This is a genomic window from Gardnerella sp. DNF00497B (assembly GCF_049262725.1).
Taxonomy (GTDB): domain Bacteria; phylum Actinomycetota; class Actinomycetes; order Actinomycetales; family Bifidobacteriaceae; genus Bifidobacterium; species Bifidobacterium leopoldii.
Genome location: NZ_CP058400.1, coordinates 687832 through 704762 on the forward strand (window position 1 = coordinate 687832; position 16931 = coordinate 704762).

At 39.5% G+C, this 16931-nt stretch carries 10 protein-coding genes; 8 read left to right on the forward strand and 2 right to left on the reverse strand.

All coding sequences use genetic code 11. The annotated features are described in order from the left end of the window. Window positions 1-45: 45 nt before the first annotated feature. A complete protein-coding gene (locus HXT26_RS02480) occupies window positions 46-1233 on the forward strand; it encodes a pyridoxal phosphate-dependent aminotransferase (protein ID WP_422112072.1) in 1188 nt (395 codons plus the stop codon). A gap of 19 nt (window positions 1234-1252) precedes the next feature. Here HXT26_RS02480 and HXT26_RS02485 read toward each other — a convergent pair whose 3' ends face one another. Both HXT26_RS02485 and HXT26_RS02490 read right to left on the reverse strand, forming a co-directional pair. Next, window positions 1253-3469 (reverse strand): hypothetical protein, encoded by a 2217-nt coding sequence (locus HXT26_RS02485; RefSeq protein WP_004106583.1) that lies wholly within the window; start codon window positions 3467-3469, stop codon window positions 1253-1255. A gap of 46 nt (window positions 3470-3515) precedes the next feature. Further along, window positions 3516-5117: an ABC-F family ATP-binding cassette domain-containing protein gene (locus HXT26_RS02490; RefSeq protein ID WP_012914200.1), complete on the reverse strand. Its 1602-nt coding sequence runs from the start codon at window positions 5115-5117 to the stop codon at window positions 3516-3518. 284 nt (window positions 5118-5401) lie between these two features. Between HXT26_RS02490 and uvrA the strand changes: the two genes are divergently transcribed. The 7 genes from uvrA to rpsB all read left to right on the forward strand — a co-directional run bounded on the left by uvrA (window position 5402) and on the right by rpsB (window position 16900). Then, the gene (gene uvrA, locus HXT26_RS02495) at window positions 5402-8293 is read left to right on the forward strand and encodes an excinuclease ABC subunit UvrA (protein WP_422112091.1); all 2892 of its coding nucleotides are present in this window, start codon (window positions 5402-5404) and stop codon (window positions 8291-8293) included. A gap of 101 nt (window positions 8294-8394) precedes the next feature. After that, window positions 8395-10737 (forward strand): excinuclease ABC subunit UvrC, encoded by a 2343-nt coding sequence (uvrC, locus tag HXT26_RS02500; RefSeq protein WP_422112073.1) that lies wholly within the window; start codon window positions 8395-8397, stop codon window positions 10735-10737. A 67-nt stretch (window positions 10738-10804) separates the two neighbouring features. Then, entirely contained in the window at window positions 10805-11935 is a 1131-nt protein-coding gene (locus tag HXT26_RS02505) for a GuaB3 family IMP dehydrogenase-related protein (RefSeq protein WP_004106592.1), read from the forward strand. 366 nt (window positions 11936-12301) lie between these two features. Then, a complete protein-coding gene (locus HXT26_RS02510) occupies window positions 12302-12892 on the forward strand; it encodes a hypothetical protein (protein WP_004106594.1) in 591 nt (196 codons plus the stop codon). Between the two features lie 287 nt (window positions 12893-13179). Next, window positions 13180-15219 (forward strand): AMP-dependent synthetase/ligase, encoded by a 2040-nt coding sequence (locus HXT26_RS02515; RefSeq protein ID WP_004106596.1) that lies wholly within the window; start codon window positions 13180-13182, stop codon window positions 15217-15219. 64 nt (window positions 15220-15283) lie between these two features. After that, on the forward strand, window positions 15284-15772 hold the full coding sequence (locus tag HXT26_RS02520) for a peptide deformylase (protein ID WP_004106598.1): 489 nt from the start codon (window positions 15284-15286) through the stop codon (window positions 15770-15772). A gap of 309 nt (window positions 15773-16081) precedes the next feature. Further along, window positions 16082-16900, forward strand: a complete 819-nt coding sequence (gene rpsB, locus HXT26_RS02525) for a 30S ribosomal protein S2 (RefSeq protein ID WP_004574276.1) — start codon at window positions 16082-16084, stop codon at window positions 16898-16900. The last annotated feature ends 31 nt before the right edge of the window (window positions 16901-16931 follow it).

Consider the following 16931-nt stretch of genomic DNA (forward strand, 5'->3'; position numbering starts at 1 on the left):
ATACTGCAGCCCAGCTTTTGTTATGCCAAGTGTTAGGGTAGTTTCGTGCGATTTTCTTCTAGAGTAGATGTGAGTGAGCCAAATCCTATTATTTTAGCTCAGCGAAAAGCTATTGTTAATGGCGTAAAGCTTACTAAATTAAACGATTCCAATCCAACGTCTCACGGCTTAGCGCCTAAATGTTTAAGTGGACGTTACACGGCAGACCCTAGGGGTCCTAAGGAAATTCGCGATATTCTTTCAAACTTTATCAATAAGCGAGATAACCGCACTGAAAAGTCTGTTCCATCAAAGCTTAATCCAGATCAGCTTTATGTGCTTTCTTCAACTTCTCAAGCTTACGCATGGCTTATGATGCTTTTATGTGATGCAGGGGATGCCGTTATGGGACCGACTCCTGGATATCCTCTTATAGAGTCTATTGCGCGCTTGCAATGCGTGAATGCAATACCGTATCCTTTGCACTATGATGGTTCTTGGACTATTGATATTGCGCGTGTTAGAGAACTTTTAGAAGATGTGTCTTTGCGTATTAAAGCTCTTGTGCTTATTAATCCAAATAATCCTACAGGCTCATATGTCAAGCCTGAAGAACGTGAAATACTATTGCAATTATGTCGTGATAATGGTGTTGCGATTATTGCAGACGAAGTATTTTATGAATATTCGCTTGAACCTTTTGCTGGAAATGCTCGTCTTGCTGGAGAATCTTCTACTTTAGTTTTTGCGCTTGATGGATTCTCCAAAATGCTTGCTGCTCCTCACGCAAAAGTTGGTTGGATTGAAGTTTCAGGTCCTAAAGATGATGTTTATGAAGCACAAAAAAGGCTTGACGTTATAGCGGATGATTTTTTGCCTATTGGTAATACTGTTTCTGAGCGAATACCAGAATTATTGCAATATGCATCTTCTCAAAGCGCTATTGTACGAAATCGTATTATTAATAATCTGCATACGCTTCGAGAAACGTTGGCATCCACGCCTAAATGCTGTGTTAGCGCGTTGCGTGCGGAGGGCGGATGGAATATTTTATTGCGTGTACCATCTTGCATTGACGATGATGTATTAGCTTTGAGATTGATGAAAGATTATAATTTAGTTTCTCAACCTGGATATTATTTCGATATGCCAGTTAATGGGTATTTAGCATTGTCATTATTGCCAGAGCCGCAGCAGTTTATTAGCGGATTGCATGCGCTTCTTCGAACTGTAGATGCATTGTTAGAAGAATAGTAATTATATAAATAATTATTTAAAACAATGTCATCCAACTTCTAAACGCGAACCATAAGTTTGGGTTAAAACGAAGCGTGCTGTCTTCACGTCCTGTAACAAACCAACTGAGTACAGCGATAGCAATAGAAGCAAATAGCAATACTGCTACAAGTAAGCGTATTGTGTAAGCAATAGTTTTTTTATGTAAAGAATTTTCTGATTGCAAAGTGGATGCATATTCTAAAAGCAAGCTAATTCCAATTGCGGCAGCTATAGCAAAAGACCACGCAAAATCAGCAATATATCTCCATCCGATACCAGCTTTTAAGCTGTCAAAAACAATAAGAACAAGCCCAACTATTATAGCTATTACGCTTGTTTGCCAAGCAATATGCGTGCGGCAGCGTTTTTTCATAATAAATACGCATATTATGCCAACTAATGCCAATGGTGAAAGTGTAAACATTCCGCCAATCATAGGCTCTGCATATTGCCAACGGTCAAATGCAATAGGCTGAATACCAATCCAAGGAAAAGTTGGAATAAAACGCAAAGGTAGCGCAATATAGCTGAAAATAGACGGCAAAATATTTTGTGACGGCAAACGCATAGTCGTCATGTCAGTAATAGTTATTTGATACTCATTGCCAAAATTTAACGGTGAGCCAAAGCGCAAAAGATTATAAACGCCAAATGGAATTGCAGTAATTACGCATGGCAGTATCCAAGCTGCAAAATATTTAAAAGGCTTATGCCATGAAGAAACTTTTTTCCAGTTGCGCAAAATATTTGGTAAATCTTTTTCTATATGCGAATAAATTGCAGGAAGTGCAAAAAGAACGGCTATAGAAAAAGTAGGTCTACATCCTAAATTTAATGCAATAAAGAAAGAACCTAAAACAATATTTAGCAAAGAGTGTGTTTTATTAAAACCTAGGTAGCACCACAATCCAAGAGATGTGAAGAAAAGTGAGGCTGCCATAGGTACGGAATAAAATGACGTTCTAAACCACAAATACACTGTATTTGAAGTAATGAAGAATAAAGCAAGAACAATGGATGTCGTTCCTAAAGATACTTTTTTTGAAGTCTGCTCAATAATTCGAATAACCAATAGGGAGCCTGCGATAAGAAAACCAATTAAGAATATTATCGTAGCTACTGTTGTTGGAAGCATAGAGCCTTCAGGAGTCCATAGTCTTGAAATAATGCGATAAGGCAAAAATAGCAATATTGCTGGAAGAACTCCGAAGTAGGAATACCAGTGACCTTTGTAGTATGCGTAATCCCAATACATATGTTGTACTGAGTGGTTTAACAAATTATTTCTAGCCGTAGGGTCGTAAGGATTTTGCAAGTGTTCTAACTCATTAGGAACAGGAAGATTTAAATGCACTTGACCTTTTAACAATGCGTCTGCAGTGTGGGCATATTGATCAAAATCATATGCATAATTACCGTTTGTGTAAAAATGCATAGGAGTTGCGTTTCGTAAATTCCAAAAAATAGTTATTAACCCAACAGCAATAAATGGAAGAAGAGAAGCAGCAAAGCAGCAACGTTGAATAAGACTATGAGTGTTGAGTTTAATTTTCCAAAGCTTGGACCAAGGATTCCAAAGCGTAACAAGAAATGCAAAAATAGCAAGTATTAATACGCGACCCCATGACCACCTAAAAGGCACTCGAACGTTTGCTCTTGAGTCTTCAATATTTAATATTGATCCTATTGGATGTTGCAGCCACACTCTAACAATGCAAGATTTTCCTACTGCTTGTTTTGGAAGTTTAAGCAAAGATGGGTTTAGAGAAGCAGTGTTTGTGCTTTGAGGTTTGCTTAAGTATTTGTTTGCTTCAACTAAAACATTGATGTTTGAAATAAGATTATTATTTTTGCTTTTCTTTTTAATAATCGCAGGCTCTAAGCGAATATAAGGCGAACTTCCATCGGATGTTACTTCTAAATATGCTTCTGAAGGATCCGTTATAAGAATGCCGCCGGAAGCTAAGCGTCTAATTCCAGAACCTATATCGTTGTGTGCAGAAATGCTATCTGTGCTTCCTGTAACACTGCTCCAAAATGGCAGATTTCCAATAGAACATTCAAATAAGGTTATAAGAATTATTACGATGAATGGTATTCGCAAAAAATGTAGCGTACGTTTTATGCAATGTTTGTCAATTTGATTGCTTATACGACTGTTGTCACTATTTGCCGTATTTGGCAAAGTCTTAGACGCGTACGTTGAAATCACTGCTTAACCATTCTATTGCACAATTCAAGTAATTCAGTTCAACATTTTACTCTTCGGCAACTAAATCGAGATATTCGTCATTCCACAAGTCTTCGTCGCCATCAGGCATGAGTAGCACTCGCTCAGGTTGTAAGGCTTGAACTGCACCCTCATCGTGTGTAACAAGAACAATTGCTCCCTCATACTTTGCAATAGCTTTAAGTATTTCATCTCGAGATGCTGGGTCTAAGTTGTTAGTAGGTTCGTCTAGTAGTAGCACATTGGCCTTGGAAGTGACTAGTGTTGCAAGTGCTAGACGCGTTTTTTCGCCACCTGAAAGCACTCTTGCAGGCTTCATTGCGTCGTCGCCGGAAAACAGGAAGCTGCCAAGCATAGAACGTGCTTGCGTGTCATCCAGGTTTGGTGCAACATGCTGAAGGTTTTCCAAAACTGTAGAATCCAAGTCTAATGTATCGTGTTCCTGTGCAAAATAACCGATTTTGCATCCGTGTCCGTATTGAACTTCACCAGTATCTGCTGTTTCTTCTCCTGCCAAAATGCGTAATGTTGTTGTTTTTCCAGCACCGTTATAGCCTAGAATGACAACGCGTGAACCTTTGTCTATAGCAAGATTAATTCCAGCGAAAACAATATTAGAACCATACGCTTTGGAAATATCTTTTGCCATAATTGGAGTTTTTCCGCATGCAGCTGGTTCTGGAAAACGAATATCTGCAACTTTTTCTTGTTTTTGAGCTTCACTTGTTTCGCTTAATAGGCGTTCAGCTCTTCGCATCATGTTTTGAGCAGCAACTGCTTTTGTAGCTTTAGCATGCAAGCGAATGCCTTGTTTCATAAGGCGTTCAGCTTTCTTTTCTGCAACTTCTCGTTCGCGACGACGTCTTTCTTCGTCTACTACGCGCTGATGCAAGTATGCTTTCCAACCCATTGAGTACATGTCTATTTTTGCAAGTTGCGCATCTAAATGCCATACTTTGTTGACTACTTCGTCTAGTAATTCTGTGGAGTGAGAAATTACTAGGAATCCGCCTTCAAATCGTTTAAGATAATTGCGCAACCATATTATTGAGTCTGCGTCTAAGTGGTTTGTAGGCTCATCGAGAATTAATGTATCTGCGTCAGAAAACAGAATTCTAGCAAGTTCTATGCGGCGACGTTGACCACCTGAAAGTGTTCCTAAAGCTTGTTGCATAACTTCTTGTGGAAGTCCCAAGCTTGTTGCCATCGATATTGCTTCAGATTGCACTGAATAACCGCCTGCTTTTTCAAAATCTTGCATTGCTTTGTCGTAGCGGTTCATAGCTTTAGTCATTATGTCTGGATCTGGATCTGTCATTTCTTTTTCCGCTTTGCGAATACGCGAAACGATAGAAGCAATATCTCGAGCACTCATAATGCGATCTATAACACTTTGCTCTGGGTCTGCTGCGTGCGTGTCTTGAGGTAAGTAGCCTAAACCTCCACTAACTCTAACCGAGCCTCCTGCTGGCAGCATGTCTCCTGTAATAACGCGAGTAAGCGTAGTTTTGCCTGCGCCGTTTCTGCCGACTAAACCGATCTTATCTCCCTTTGTGACGTGAAAATCGGTAGGATTTAACAGCGTTCGCGCACCAATCTGAATGGTTAAAGCTTGTGCGTCAATAGGCATAATGTCTGTTCCGTTCCCCAAAATTTAGGCTGTTAGTATTTATTACTTATAAAAGTCATAACCAAACTCACCATTATACTGCTTACTGGTAACGAATACAGCATGTGGTTGATAGTCAAATACTTTACTTTTTCGAACACTTGTTCTATAATTTTCTTGTTAGTAATAAAATTGGGTATTGGTTGGGAATATTCAAGTGATTATGGGGAAGTGTGGAGGTAATTGTGTCAAAACAGGCGAATGAACAAAATGACTCGTTGCAAGAATTGCTTGATAATGCTCCTATGAGCGCTAACAACGGTACTTTTATAGCTGATTTATCTAGTATTCCTTCTGAATGGAAAATAACTATCCAGGGTGCTAGAGAGCATAATCTAAAAAATGTAAGTTTATCGATTCCTAGGAATCGTATGGTTGTTTTTACTGGTCTTTCTGGATCTGGTAAGTCCTCGCTTGCGTTTGATACGCTTTTTGCAGAAGGTCAGCGACGCTATGTTGAGTCGCTTAGTGCTTATGCTCGCCAATTTTTAGGACGTATGGATAAGCCTGATGTTGATTTTATTGAGGGCCTAAGTCCTGCTGTTTCTATTGATCAAAAAACTACGAATCGTAATCCTCGTTCTACTGTTGGAACTATTACAGAAATATATGATTATTTGCGATTATTGTTTGCTAGGATTGGTGTGCCTCACTGTCCTGAATGTGGTCAAATAGTAAGCTCTCAAACTCCTCAGCAAATGACTGATTCGTTGCTTGCTATGCCAGAACGTACGAGGTTACAAATTCTTGCTCCAGTAGTTCGTGGTCGTAAAGGAGAATTTAAAGACACGCTTGAGCTTTTGCGCTCAGATGGTTATGCTCGTGCGATTATTGACGGACAAATGCATGAGCTTTCTGAAGATATTACTCTTACTAAACAGAAGAAACATACAATTGAAGTAGTAGTAGATCGTTTAGTTATTAAAGATGGCATTCGTGTTCGATTAACTGATTCGATTGAAACAGCATTAAAACTATCTAAGGGAGTAGTAATTGCTGATTTTGTTGACGAACCAGAAGACTCACAAACGCGTCGTAAATCATTTTCGGAGCATCGCGCATGCCCAAATAATCATCAATTAGAGCTTGATGAGATTGAGCCTAGAACATTTTCATTCAATGCTCCTTATGGTGCTTGCTCTGAATGTTCTGGCATTGGATACAATCTCGAAATTGATCCTGAACTTGTTATCCCAGACCCAGACAAATCTCTTGCGCAGGGAGCTATTGAGCCGTGGGCAATGAATAAGTCAGCTGGAATGTATTATCAGCACATACTTTCAGGACTTGCTAAAGATTTGCATTTTGATATGAATACTCCGTGGAAGGATCTAGCGGAAGACGTTAAACATGACATCATGTATGGTCATGATTTCACAGTTCAAGTTTCCTACACAAATAGGTGGGGGCGTCAGCGTGAATATTCTACTGGCTTTGAAGGTGTAGTTCGTACGCTTATGCGCAAACATGACGAAACTGATTCTGATCAAATGCGTCAATATTATGAGTCGTATATGCGTGAAGTTCCATGCCAAAAATGTAATGGAAAGCGTTTATGTCCAGAAGTTCTTGCAGTTACAGTATCTAATACTTCCATAGCTGAAGTTTGCGATATGCCAGTAGAGCGAAGTCTAGCATGGGTAAATGCTTTGCATTTGGATGGTTCTCAAGCAGTAATTGCAACAGAAATATTAAAAGAGATTCGTGCTCGACTTGGTTTTTTGAACGATGTGGGTTTAAGCTATCTCACTCTTTCAAGAGCTGCAAAAACTTTATCTGGTGGAGAGGCTCAACGTATTCGTTTAGCTACTCAAATTGGATCAGGTTTAGTTGGTGTTATGTACGTGCTTGATGAGCCGTCTATTGGATTGCATCAAAGAGATAATGAGCGTTTGATTGCAACATTGCATCATCTGCGAAATCTTGGTAATACGCTTATTGTTGTCGAGCATGATGAAGATACTATTCGTCAGTCCGATTGGCTTGTTGATATTGGTCCAGAAGCTGGCGAGCATGGAGGAGAAGTAGTATATTCAGGTCCGTCTGATGGAATTATTAAAGCTCAGCGTTCAATTACTGGAGATTATATTGCTCACAGACGCTCAATAGATGTGCCAAAACAACGTCGTAGTGTAGACGAAAATCGTATGCTCCATATAATTAATGCCCATGAGCATAATTTAAAAAATATTGATGTAAGCATACCTTTGGGAGTATTCACATGCATAACGGGTGTATCTGGATCTGGTAAATCAACACTTATAAACTCAATTTTGTATCCTGTTCTTGCAGACAAACTAAATGGTGCTCGAATTGTTCCAGGAAAGCACAAACGTATTGATGGTATTGAGCTTTGTGACAAAGTAGTGCATGTCGATCAGAATCCTATAGGAAGAACTCCTCGTTCTAATCCAGCAACTTACACTGGTGTTTGGGATAAAATACGTTCATTGTTTGCTCAGACTCCAGAAGCAAAAGTTCGTGGCTATGGTCCTGGTCGCTTCTCGTTTAATGTTAAAGGAGGCAGATGTGAAGCATGCCATGGCGACGGTACTTTAAAAATAGAAATGAACTTTTTGCCTGACGTATACGTAGAGTGTGAAGTTTGTCATGGTAAACGTTATAACCGTGAAACTTTGGAAGTTACATATAACGGAAAGTCTGTTGCAGATGTTCTTAATATGCCTATTTGTGAAGCTGCAATATTTTTCAAAGCATATCCTTCTATTTCTCGATATTTAGATACTTTAGTAAAAGTTGGCTTGGGCTATATTCGTCTTGGTCAAAGCGCAACAACGCTTTCTGGCGGTGAGTCTCAACGAGTAAAGCTTGCTACAGAGCTGCAGAGAAGATCTACTGGTAAAACAGTTTATATTCTTGATGAACCTACTACTGGATTACATTTTGAAGATGTTAGGAAACTTCTAGCGGTTTTGCAATCTCTTGTAGATAAAGGCAACAGTGTTATTGTAATTGAACATAATCTTGATGTTGTGAAATCTGCAGATTGGATTATTGATTTAGGTCCAGAAGGAGGAGATAAAGGCGGAACCTTAGTTGCAGAAGGTAGTCCTGAGAGCGTAGTGCGTAATGGCGAGAGTTGGACAGGTAAATTCCTTAAGCAAATGTTACATTAAGCGTTCAAAAAGTTACCGATCTGTAATTTGCTGAACTGAGAAATTTACTCGACAAATCTTATGAATAGTTGCATAAATCTTGTTTAGGAAAGGAGGTGAAAATGAAAGATAATGATCTTAATAAAAATTCTTATAAAGCATATGATTTGCAAGAAGAAAATAGGATGAGAGATAGTGAAAAATGGCGTAAAACGCAAGCAATAATAGATGAACAGTTTTCGAAAGATTCATCATTTGATGATGAAAGAGTAAATGCATTAGGAGCTCCATTGCTTGGTGATACCCGTGATTTATTCCGTCCAGCTTCTCGTGATATTCCAGCGCAACCTGGAGTATACAAGTGGCGTGATGGCGAGGGGCGAGTTATTTACGTTGGAAAAGCAAAAAATTTACGCAATCGTTTAGCGAATTATTTTCAACCTCTTTACCAACTTCATCCTAGAACTCAATCTATGGTTCTTACAGCTCGCAGTTTGGAATGGACTGTTGTAAGCACTGAATTTGAGGCTCTTACACTTGAATATACTTGGATTAAAGCTTTTAATCCTAGGTTTAATGTAGTTTTTCGTGACGATAAAACATATCCTTATGTTGCAGTTTCGCTAGAAGAAACTTTTCCAAGAGTATGGATTACTAGAAATCGTAGTGCGCGGCATGCTAGATATTTTGGTCCGTATGCAAAAGTGTGGCCTCTTCGTCATAGTTTAGATTCTTTACTTAAAACTTTTCCTATTCGCACATGCTCATCCTCTGTTTTTAACAAAGCTCATAGGACTGGTAGACCTTGCTTATTTGCTTCGATTGGTAAATGTTCAGCTCCTTGTATAGGAAACATAGATCCTAGCGAACATCGCAAGATGGTAGAACATGTAGTTGGCATACTTACAGGCAGTGTTGGAGAGTCTTATATTTCACAAATTAAGAATGAGATGAAAGAAGCAAGTGAAGAGCTAGAATTTGAGCGTGCAGCTAAATTGCGTGACGAAATTGCTATTTTGAACACTATTTTGCAACAAAATGCAGTTGTGTTTGACAATGATGTAGAAGCAGATGTTTTTGGATTCTGCGGAGATGAGCTTGAAGCGTCAATTCATGTATTTTTTGTCAGAGCTGGAATGATTCGTGGAGAGAAAAATTGGTCAGTAGAACGAAATGAGCATATCAGTGACAGTGATCTTATAGCTGATTTATTAACTCGCGTATACGCAGAATATGAGCAAAATTACACACAAAACCATGAAGATACTATTAGCATTAAGAAAGTTCGCGACGCTGTTAGCTCTACGCAGCAAGCTACTGCAACTGATGTAATATTGCGAGCGCAAGCTACTAAAACTCGTCGTGAACGTCAAGAGAGAACAGGTCGTGAGGATTTACTTGCTCCTATTTCGCCTGTTCCTCGTGAGATTATAGTTCCAATTAAAATTTCTGATGAACGTAAGCAAGAGCTTGAATTGTGGCTTAGCAATATTCGTGGTTCTCAAGTAAGTATTAGAGTTGCAGAGCGCGGAGAAAAACGTGCTCTTATGGATCGTGCAAACGATAATGCTAGTCAGGAATTGAAACGAATAAAATCTAGCCGTATTAACAGCATAGATATGAGAACAGAAGCTATGAACGAAATAGCAAAAGCGCTTGGAATGAGTAAATCTCCTTTGCGAATTGAATGTTATGATATCTCAAATACAGTTGATGGCAGTTATCAAGTTGCTTCTATGGTTGTTTTTGAAGATGGTGTTGCTCGTCCTAGTGAGTACCGTCATTTTGCGGTTCGAGGTGAACATGGTGATGGTAAAATAGATGATTTAAGTGCTGTTTATGAAACATTATTGCGAAGGTTTAAGCATAAAGATGTTTATGCAGAAGATAGGCTTGATATATTAAATGCATCAGATTCATCAGATACATCTGACTCATCTGATATTAATATTTGCGATGCTAACAGTATTTCTAATAAGCATTTTTCAGGTAATTCATTGACTAGTGCGCGGCATTTTGCTTATAAACCTCAATTAATTATTGTCGATGGAGGAAAAGAACAAGCAAAAGCTGCTAAAAGAGCTATGAGAGATGCTGGCGTAAGTGATATTACTGTTTGTGGTTTAGCTAAGAAGCTTGAAGAAGTGTGGCTTCCTGACGAAGATTATCCAATCATTTTTAAGAGAAGCTCAGAAGGATTGTATTTATTGCAGCGTGCTAGAGACGAGTCTCATCGTTTTGCTATTTCGTATCATCGTAAATTGCGAAGAAAAGGTTCATTGCATTCTACTTTTGATGCAATTCCTGGAATTGGAGCAGTGTATCGCAAGCGTTTGCTTGCATCTTTTGGTTCAATAAAATCTTTGAAAAATGCTTCATTAGAAGATTTGCAAAAAGTACCTGGAATTGGCGAGAATAAAGCAAAAGCTATATACAGTGCTTTGCGTAAAAATAATGATAAATAGCTTTTGAATTACTATGAGTCTTACTATGAGTCGTAACTCGTCAGCATAAGGCACTAGCCTAAGAAGTATGTCTCAGGAAATTGAAATTGGTTTGGGCAAAAAAGCCCGAGTTGCATATTCGCTTGACGATATTGCTATTGTTCCTTCGCGCCGCTCGCGTGATCCTCAAGCTGTATCTACTTCATGGCAAGTAGATGCTTACACGTTTGATATCCCAATTATTGCTGCTCCGATGGATTCTGTTACTAGCCCGGATACTGCGATTGCAATTGGTCAAATGGGTGGTCTTGGAGTTCTTGATCTAGAAGGTTTATGGACTCGATATGAGAATCCAGAACCTTTGTTAAAAGAAATAGCTGAGATGCCGTCAAATATTGCAACCCGCCGCATTCAGGAGATTTATACTGAGCCAATCAAACCAGAATTGATTGCAAAGCGTTTGCATACAATCAGAGATGCTGGAGTGACAGTAGCAGGAGCTCTTTCTCCACAACGCACGCAAGAATTATATAACACTGTGCTAGAAGCTGGTGTTGATTTATTTGTGATTCGCGGAACAGCAGTATCTGCGGAACATGTTTCTAAAGATCATGAACCTCTTGATTTAAAGAAGTTTATTTACGATCTCGATGTCCCTGTTATTGTTGGAGGTTGCGCGGATTATACTTCTGCTCTTCATTTGATGAGAACTGGAGCTGCAGGTATTTTAGTCGGATTTGGCGGCGGAGCAGTATCCGCAACAATGAATACTTTAGGTGTGCAAGCACCTATGGCTACTGCCATTGCGGATGTTGCTGAAGCTCGTAGGGATTATATGGATGAATCCGGCGGTCGTTACGTGCAAATTATTGCTGATGGAGGAATGGGTAATTCCGGCAGCTTTATTAAGGCTCTTGCAGTTGGAGCTGACGCAGTTATGCTTGGTACTCCATTAGCTCGCGCAACTGAGGCTCCTGGTCATGGCACTCATTGGGGTGCTGAGGCTCGCCATTCATCACTTCCTCGTGGCATGCGCTCAAATGTTGGCACTGTGGCTCCGTTAGAAAATATTCTTTTCGGTCCAAGTCATGAAGCAGATGGTACTACAAACTTTGTTGGTGCATTGCGCAGAACAATGGCTTCTACAGGTTATGTTGATGTTAAGAGCTTCCAGCGTTGCAACGTAGTATTTAACCCATTCCATCAGGATATTCGTTAGTGTTATAAGTATGATGCTTATTGCATAAAATATGGCGGTTCAGTAATTTGCTCTGAGCCGCCATTTTTGTTTTCAAAATTGTTATATCTATATGAACATTCTATTGATTTATGCATAAATATGATTTTTTAGCTATATTTGCTATTCTTTTAAACCGTAATGTGTATAATTCAACACGCATAAAATCGTTTATTTTCAATAAAAACGACGAATATTTTGTAATTTATCCACATTTTTATTAATTACGCAGTTAGAGAAAAATTACGTTGTAAGCTTTTATCTAAACTCGTTTAGTTTGTAGAAATATAAGCTTAACAAGTTTTAAATAACAACAGTTTTAAATAATTGTTAAAACAGGAGAGAAACATGAAGATAGATTTTGCTGATGCCTATGGCATGGAAGATAACGATTACAGTGATGATGAGCTGAAAGATAAGTCCTCAAAGACTAAGAAAAACAATGACGAGGATCCTCCACATGTTTTCTGTAGACCTCGTATTAGCTTGCCTGTATATGAGGGTGAAGTTAGTGTTGGTTTTTCGCGTGAATGCTTGAAATACCATGTTGGAATGTGTTATTTCGACAGTAGAGATGAGCAGGCTTTTGTTAATTTAGCTTTAAAAACTTGTCAAATTGCTTGCATAGCTGCAGATATTTCGAGAGGTAGGCCTATTTCTCCAGCAATGTCGCAGCTTTTAACAAAAAGTTGTATTACTAAATTAACTAACATGTGGAAACTGATGGATGAGTATTTCACTGATAATAACGATTCGGAAACTCGCTCTGCTGTGCGTAGTTTTCCTGCAGTTCCGAGTTTGTTTAATGGAATGTTAGTCAGCCCGAATCATTTTGAAGGTGTTGTGCGCATTTGTGCAGGACCTGTGAAATACTGGGCGTCGTTATCTTTGGAATTGAAAAATAATCGTTGGATTTGCACGTATGCAGATCTAGGATAAAATCGTCGCTTATAGTAGGTAGCTGAAATAAGACATCTATGATAATGCGTTTGAAGACTTATGTACATATATTCAAATAAATATGAGCCCCTTATTGCTTGATTTGCTGATTTTTCAACAATTTTAGCAATAAAGGGGTTCACTTTTGTAAGATTAAACATTCTAACTTGTACGACTTGTAGAATCTAAGTTTTTTCCCAGTGTTTGTTTGTAAATGACAATATTAAGTATTATTTTTTGTACTTCGTGCAGTCGTGTCGATTCTGTTATCAAGTACAATAAATAATATGCTCCGAGAATTTGCTGTAGAAGCCATTCACCCAACTCAAGACGGTGATACCATTTATTCCTTACTCGCCAATCGTGCTATGCGTAGCCCACAAGACTTGGTTGCTCAATGGCAAGACGATGAAACTCGTCGTTGGCATGATGTTACTTCATCTGAAATGCTCGCGAAAGTTCGTGCAGTAGCTCGAGGCTTAATAGCACTCGGAGTTCAGCATGGCTCCAAAGTTGTTATTTACTCTGCTACATGTTATGAGTGGGGTATTGTCGATTTTGCTTGTGCATGTATTGGTGCTGTAAGCGTTCCTATTTATGAAACAGATTCAGCATTGCAGGCAGCTGACATTATCGATGAAGTTAAGCCAGTTATTGCTTTTGCTGGAGACGATGCGCATGCTCAATGCTTAGAGCGTGTTCGTCAGGATCATAAACATATAACTTTGAAAACCGTATTTAATTTCAAAGCTGGTGGCTTGGAAGCAGTTGTTGATTTTGGTAGATCTATTACTGAGGATGAGCTTAATAAAGCTGTTGATGTTGTTAAGGCAGATGATTTAGCTACTATTGTTTACACCTCTGGCTCGACTGGTAGACCTAAAGGCGCAATGCTTTCAAATCGTAATTTTACGCATATTGTTTTTGCTGGTTACGATGTTCTTAACGATATGTTATGCAAACCAAATCGTTTGCTTTTATTCCTTCCATTGGCGCATTGTTTTGCTCGGTACATTCAATATGTTGCTATTGGTGCTCACGGTGTTATTGGATATGTGCCTAATGCTAAGCATCTTTTGGCTGATTTGCGTAGTTTTAAGCCTACGTATTTACTTGGCGTGCCTAGAGTTTTTGAAAAAGTTTATAATGCTGCGTCACAAAAAGCTGGTGCTGGCATAAAGGGTCGTATCTTTGCTAAAGCTGTAAAGCATTTCATTCAATGGTCTCGCGACAATGTTGAAGGTAAAACTCATTCTCTTGCTGCACGCATGAATCATGCGATGTACATGAAAACAGTTGGTTCTTCTATTCGTTCAGCTTTAGGTCCTAATCTTTCATGGTTAGCTTGCGGTGGAGCTCCAATGGATGCTGATTTGGCTCATTTCTTTAATGGTCTTGATGGTATTACTTTTATTCAAGGGTATGGAATGACTGAAACTGCCGCTCCTTGTGTAGTTAATTTTGAGCATGCAAATCAAGTTGGATCTGTAGGTCGACCTGGTCCTGGTATAGCTATCCGTCTTGCTGACGACGATGAAGTGCTTATTAAAGGTCCTAACGTATTTATGGGATATTTCAATAAGCCTGAGCTTACTGCAGAAGTTATTGACGAAGATGGATGGTTGCATTCAGGCGATCTTGGCTCAATAGATGATGAAGGATTCTTGTCTATTACTGGTCGCAAAAAAGATATTATTATTACTGCCGGTGGCAAGAATATAAGTCCTGCTCCTATGGAAGGTATTATTGCTCAATGCCCATTAGTTTCTCATGCTGTAGTAGTGGGCGATGGTAAGCCATTTGTTTCTGCTTTAATTGAGCTTGATCCAGATATGGTTCGTTCTTGGCTAAAGAATAAGGGTATGGATGTTAACCTTACTATGAGTGAGATTGCTACTAACGAAGCAGTGCGTTCAGTAATTCAGCAATTTATTGACCAAGCTAATAGTACTGTTTCTCGCGCTGAGTCTGTTCGTAAGTTTGTTATTTTGCAAGATGAATTTACTCAAGATGCTGGAACCTTGACTCCAAGTATGAAGATTGTTCGTCCGAAGATTCTTGCTCGCTATGCTGATATTATCGAAACGCAATTGTATGCTCCAAAGCCTAATACTCGTCCTTTGCCAGCAACTGTAAAGATTCTCGATAAAACTACTGAGACTGTTAAGCAAGCACAGGAGACTGTTAAGCAAGCACAGGAAGCTGTAACTCCTCGAGTACGTCAAGCTATCGATCAAGCTGCGAATCATTTGAAGCGTTTTGGTGAAGAATCTTCATCAGATTCCTCTTCGACATCGCATAGTGATCATAATGAACATGTCGAGTAAAAAGCTTACATATTTGTAGTTGTTTTTTCGTTATTCCTACTTACATAAAAGAAAGAGTAATCGAGTGTCTATTAGAAAAATTCGTATTGTTCCGGATCCCGTATTGCGAACTCCTTGTGATGAGATTCGTGAAATTACGCCAGCTGTGAAACATTTAGTTGATGATTTATTGGAAACGGTAAATGATCCAGGTAGAGCTGGATTGTCTGCTAATCAGATTGGTGTAAGTTTTAGAGCTTTTTCTTACAATATAAATGGTCGAATTGGCTATATTCTAAATCCAGTAATTGAAGAGCTAAAAGGTGAACAGTACGACGACGAGGGTTGCCTTTCTGTTCCGGGATTATGGTACAAAACTAGGCGTGCAAATTATGCTAGAGCTCGTGGAATTGATTTAGATGGTAAGACTGTAGTGCTTGAAGGTGAAGGTCTTATGGCTAGAATGATTCAGCATGAGTGTGATCATTTAGATGGTCATATTTATTTGGATAGGCTTGAAAAGGATGTGCGCCGTCAAGCGTTGCGTGAGTTGCGCAATAATATGCGTAGCTAAGTTTTAGTTTTTATGCGTTATGTGTAAATAATTTTTTAAAAGTTATCGGCATTTTTGTTGCTTTTATTGCTACAAGGATGCCGATTTTTGGTATTGAGTATCTGATATAATCACTCTCTGCGTGTCCATTTTGAGCATGAGTATTGCCGCGTTATATGATTGCTCGCTTTTTATTGTCTACACGGATTCGCAAATACGCGCCATGTACGCGTCCGTTCGTGTCGGTCGGCTTGGATTTAGGCATGTGTCAGCCAAGTTGCATGCGAACAGACATGGCCAGGAAATAACCGACAAGAAAGGTATATAGATATGGCACAGATTACCATGAGCGAAATGCTGAAGGCTGGTTTGCACTTCGGTCATCAGACTCGTCGCTGGAACCCAAAGATGAAGCAGTTCATTCTTACCCAGCGCAATGGTATTCATATCATCAATTTGTTCAAGTCTCTCGACATGATCGACAAGGCTTATGACTTCATCAAGCAGACTGTTGCTCACAACGGCACTGTTCTCTTCGTGGGCACTAAGAAGCAGGCTCAGGAAGCTGTACAGAATCAGGCAACTCGCGTAAACATGCCTTATGTTTGCGAGCGTTGGCTTGGCGGTATGTTGACCAATTTCCAGACTGTTTCTACTCGCGTAAAGCGCTTGAAGGAACTTGAGGAAATGGACTTCAGCGATGTTCGTGGATCCGGCTTGACTAAGAAGGAACTTTTGCTTCTCGAGCGCGAGAAGGACAAGCTTTCCAAGCAGCTCGGTGGTATTCGCAACATGAACCGCACCCCATCCGCCATGTTCGTTGTTGATATTAACAAGGAAGCTTTGGCTGTTGAAGAAGCCCATAAGCTTGGTATTCCAGTTGTGGCAATTGTTGATACCAACACTGATCCTGAGTCTGTTGAGTATCCAATTCCTGCTAACGACGATGCTATTCGTGGCATTGAGTTATTGACCAGCTTGATGGCTGATGCTGTAGCTGAAGGCTTGCTTGAGCATGCCGGTAAGGGCGCTAAGTCTGAAGGTAATGATGCTCAGCCAATGGCAGCTTGGGAGAAGGAATTGCTCACCAAGGAAGGCGAAGCTGAAGCTAAGCCTGCCAAGGAAGAAAATACTGAGGCAAATGCCTGATAAGCTAATTTGCAACCAGATTCTTATCTAG

Coding starts and splice junctions, on each gene's coding strand:
- uvrC (WP_422112073.1), top strand. CDS start 8,395: ATGAAAGATAATGATCTTAATAAAAATTCTTATAAAGCATATGATTTG.
- rpsB (WP_004574276.1), top strand. CDS start 16,082: ATGGCACAGATTACCATGAGCGAAATGCTGAAGGCTGGTTTGCACTTC.
- HXT26_RS02515 (WP_004106596.1), top strand. CDS start 13,180: ATGCTCCGAGAATTTGCTGTAGAAGCCATTCACCCAACTCAAGACGGT.
- HXT26_RS02510 (WP_004106594.1), top strand. CDS start 12,302: ATGAAGATAGATTTTGCTGATGCCTATGGCATGGAAGATAACGATTAC.
- HXT26_RS02505 (WP_004106592.1), top strand. CDS start 10,805: ATGTCTCAGGAAATTGAAATTGGTTTGGGCAAAAAAGCCCGAGTTGCA.
- HXT26_RS02490 (WP_012914200.1), bottom strand. CDS start 5,117: ATGCCTATTGACGCACAAGCTTTAACCATTCAGATTGGTGCGCGAACG.
- uvrA (WP_422112091.1), top strand. CDS start 5,402: ATGAGCGCTAACAACGGTACTTTTATAGCTGATTTATCTAGTATTCCT.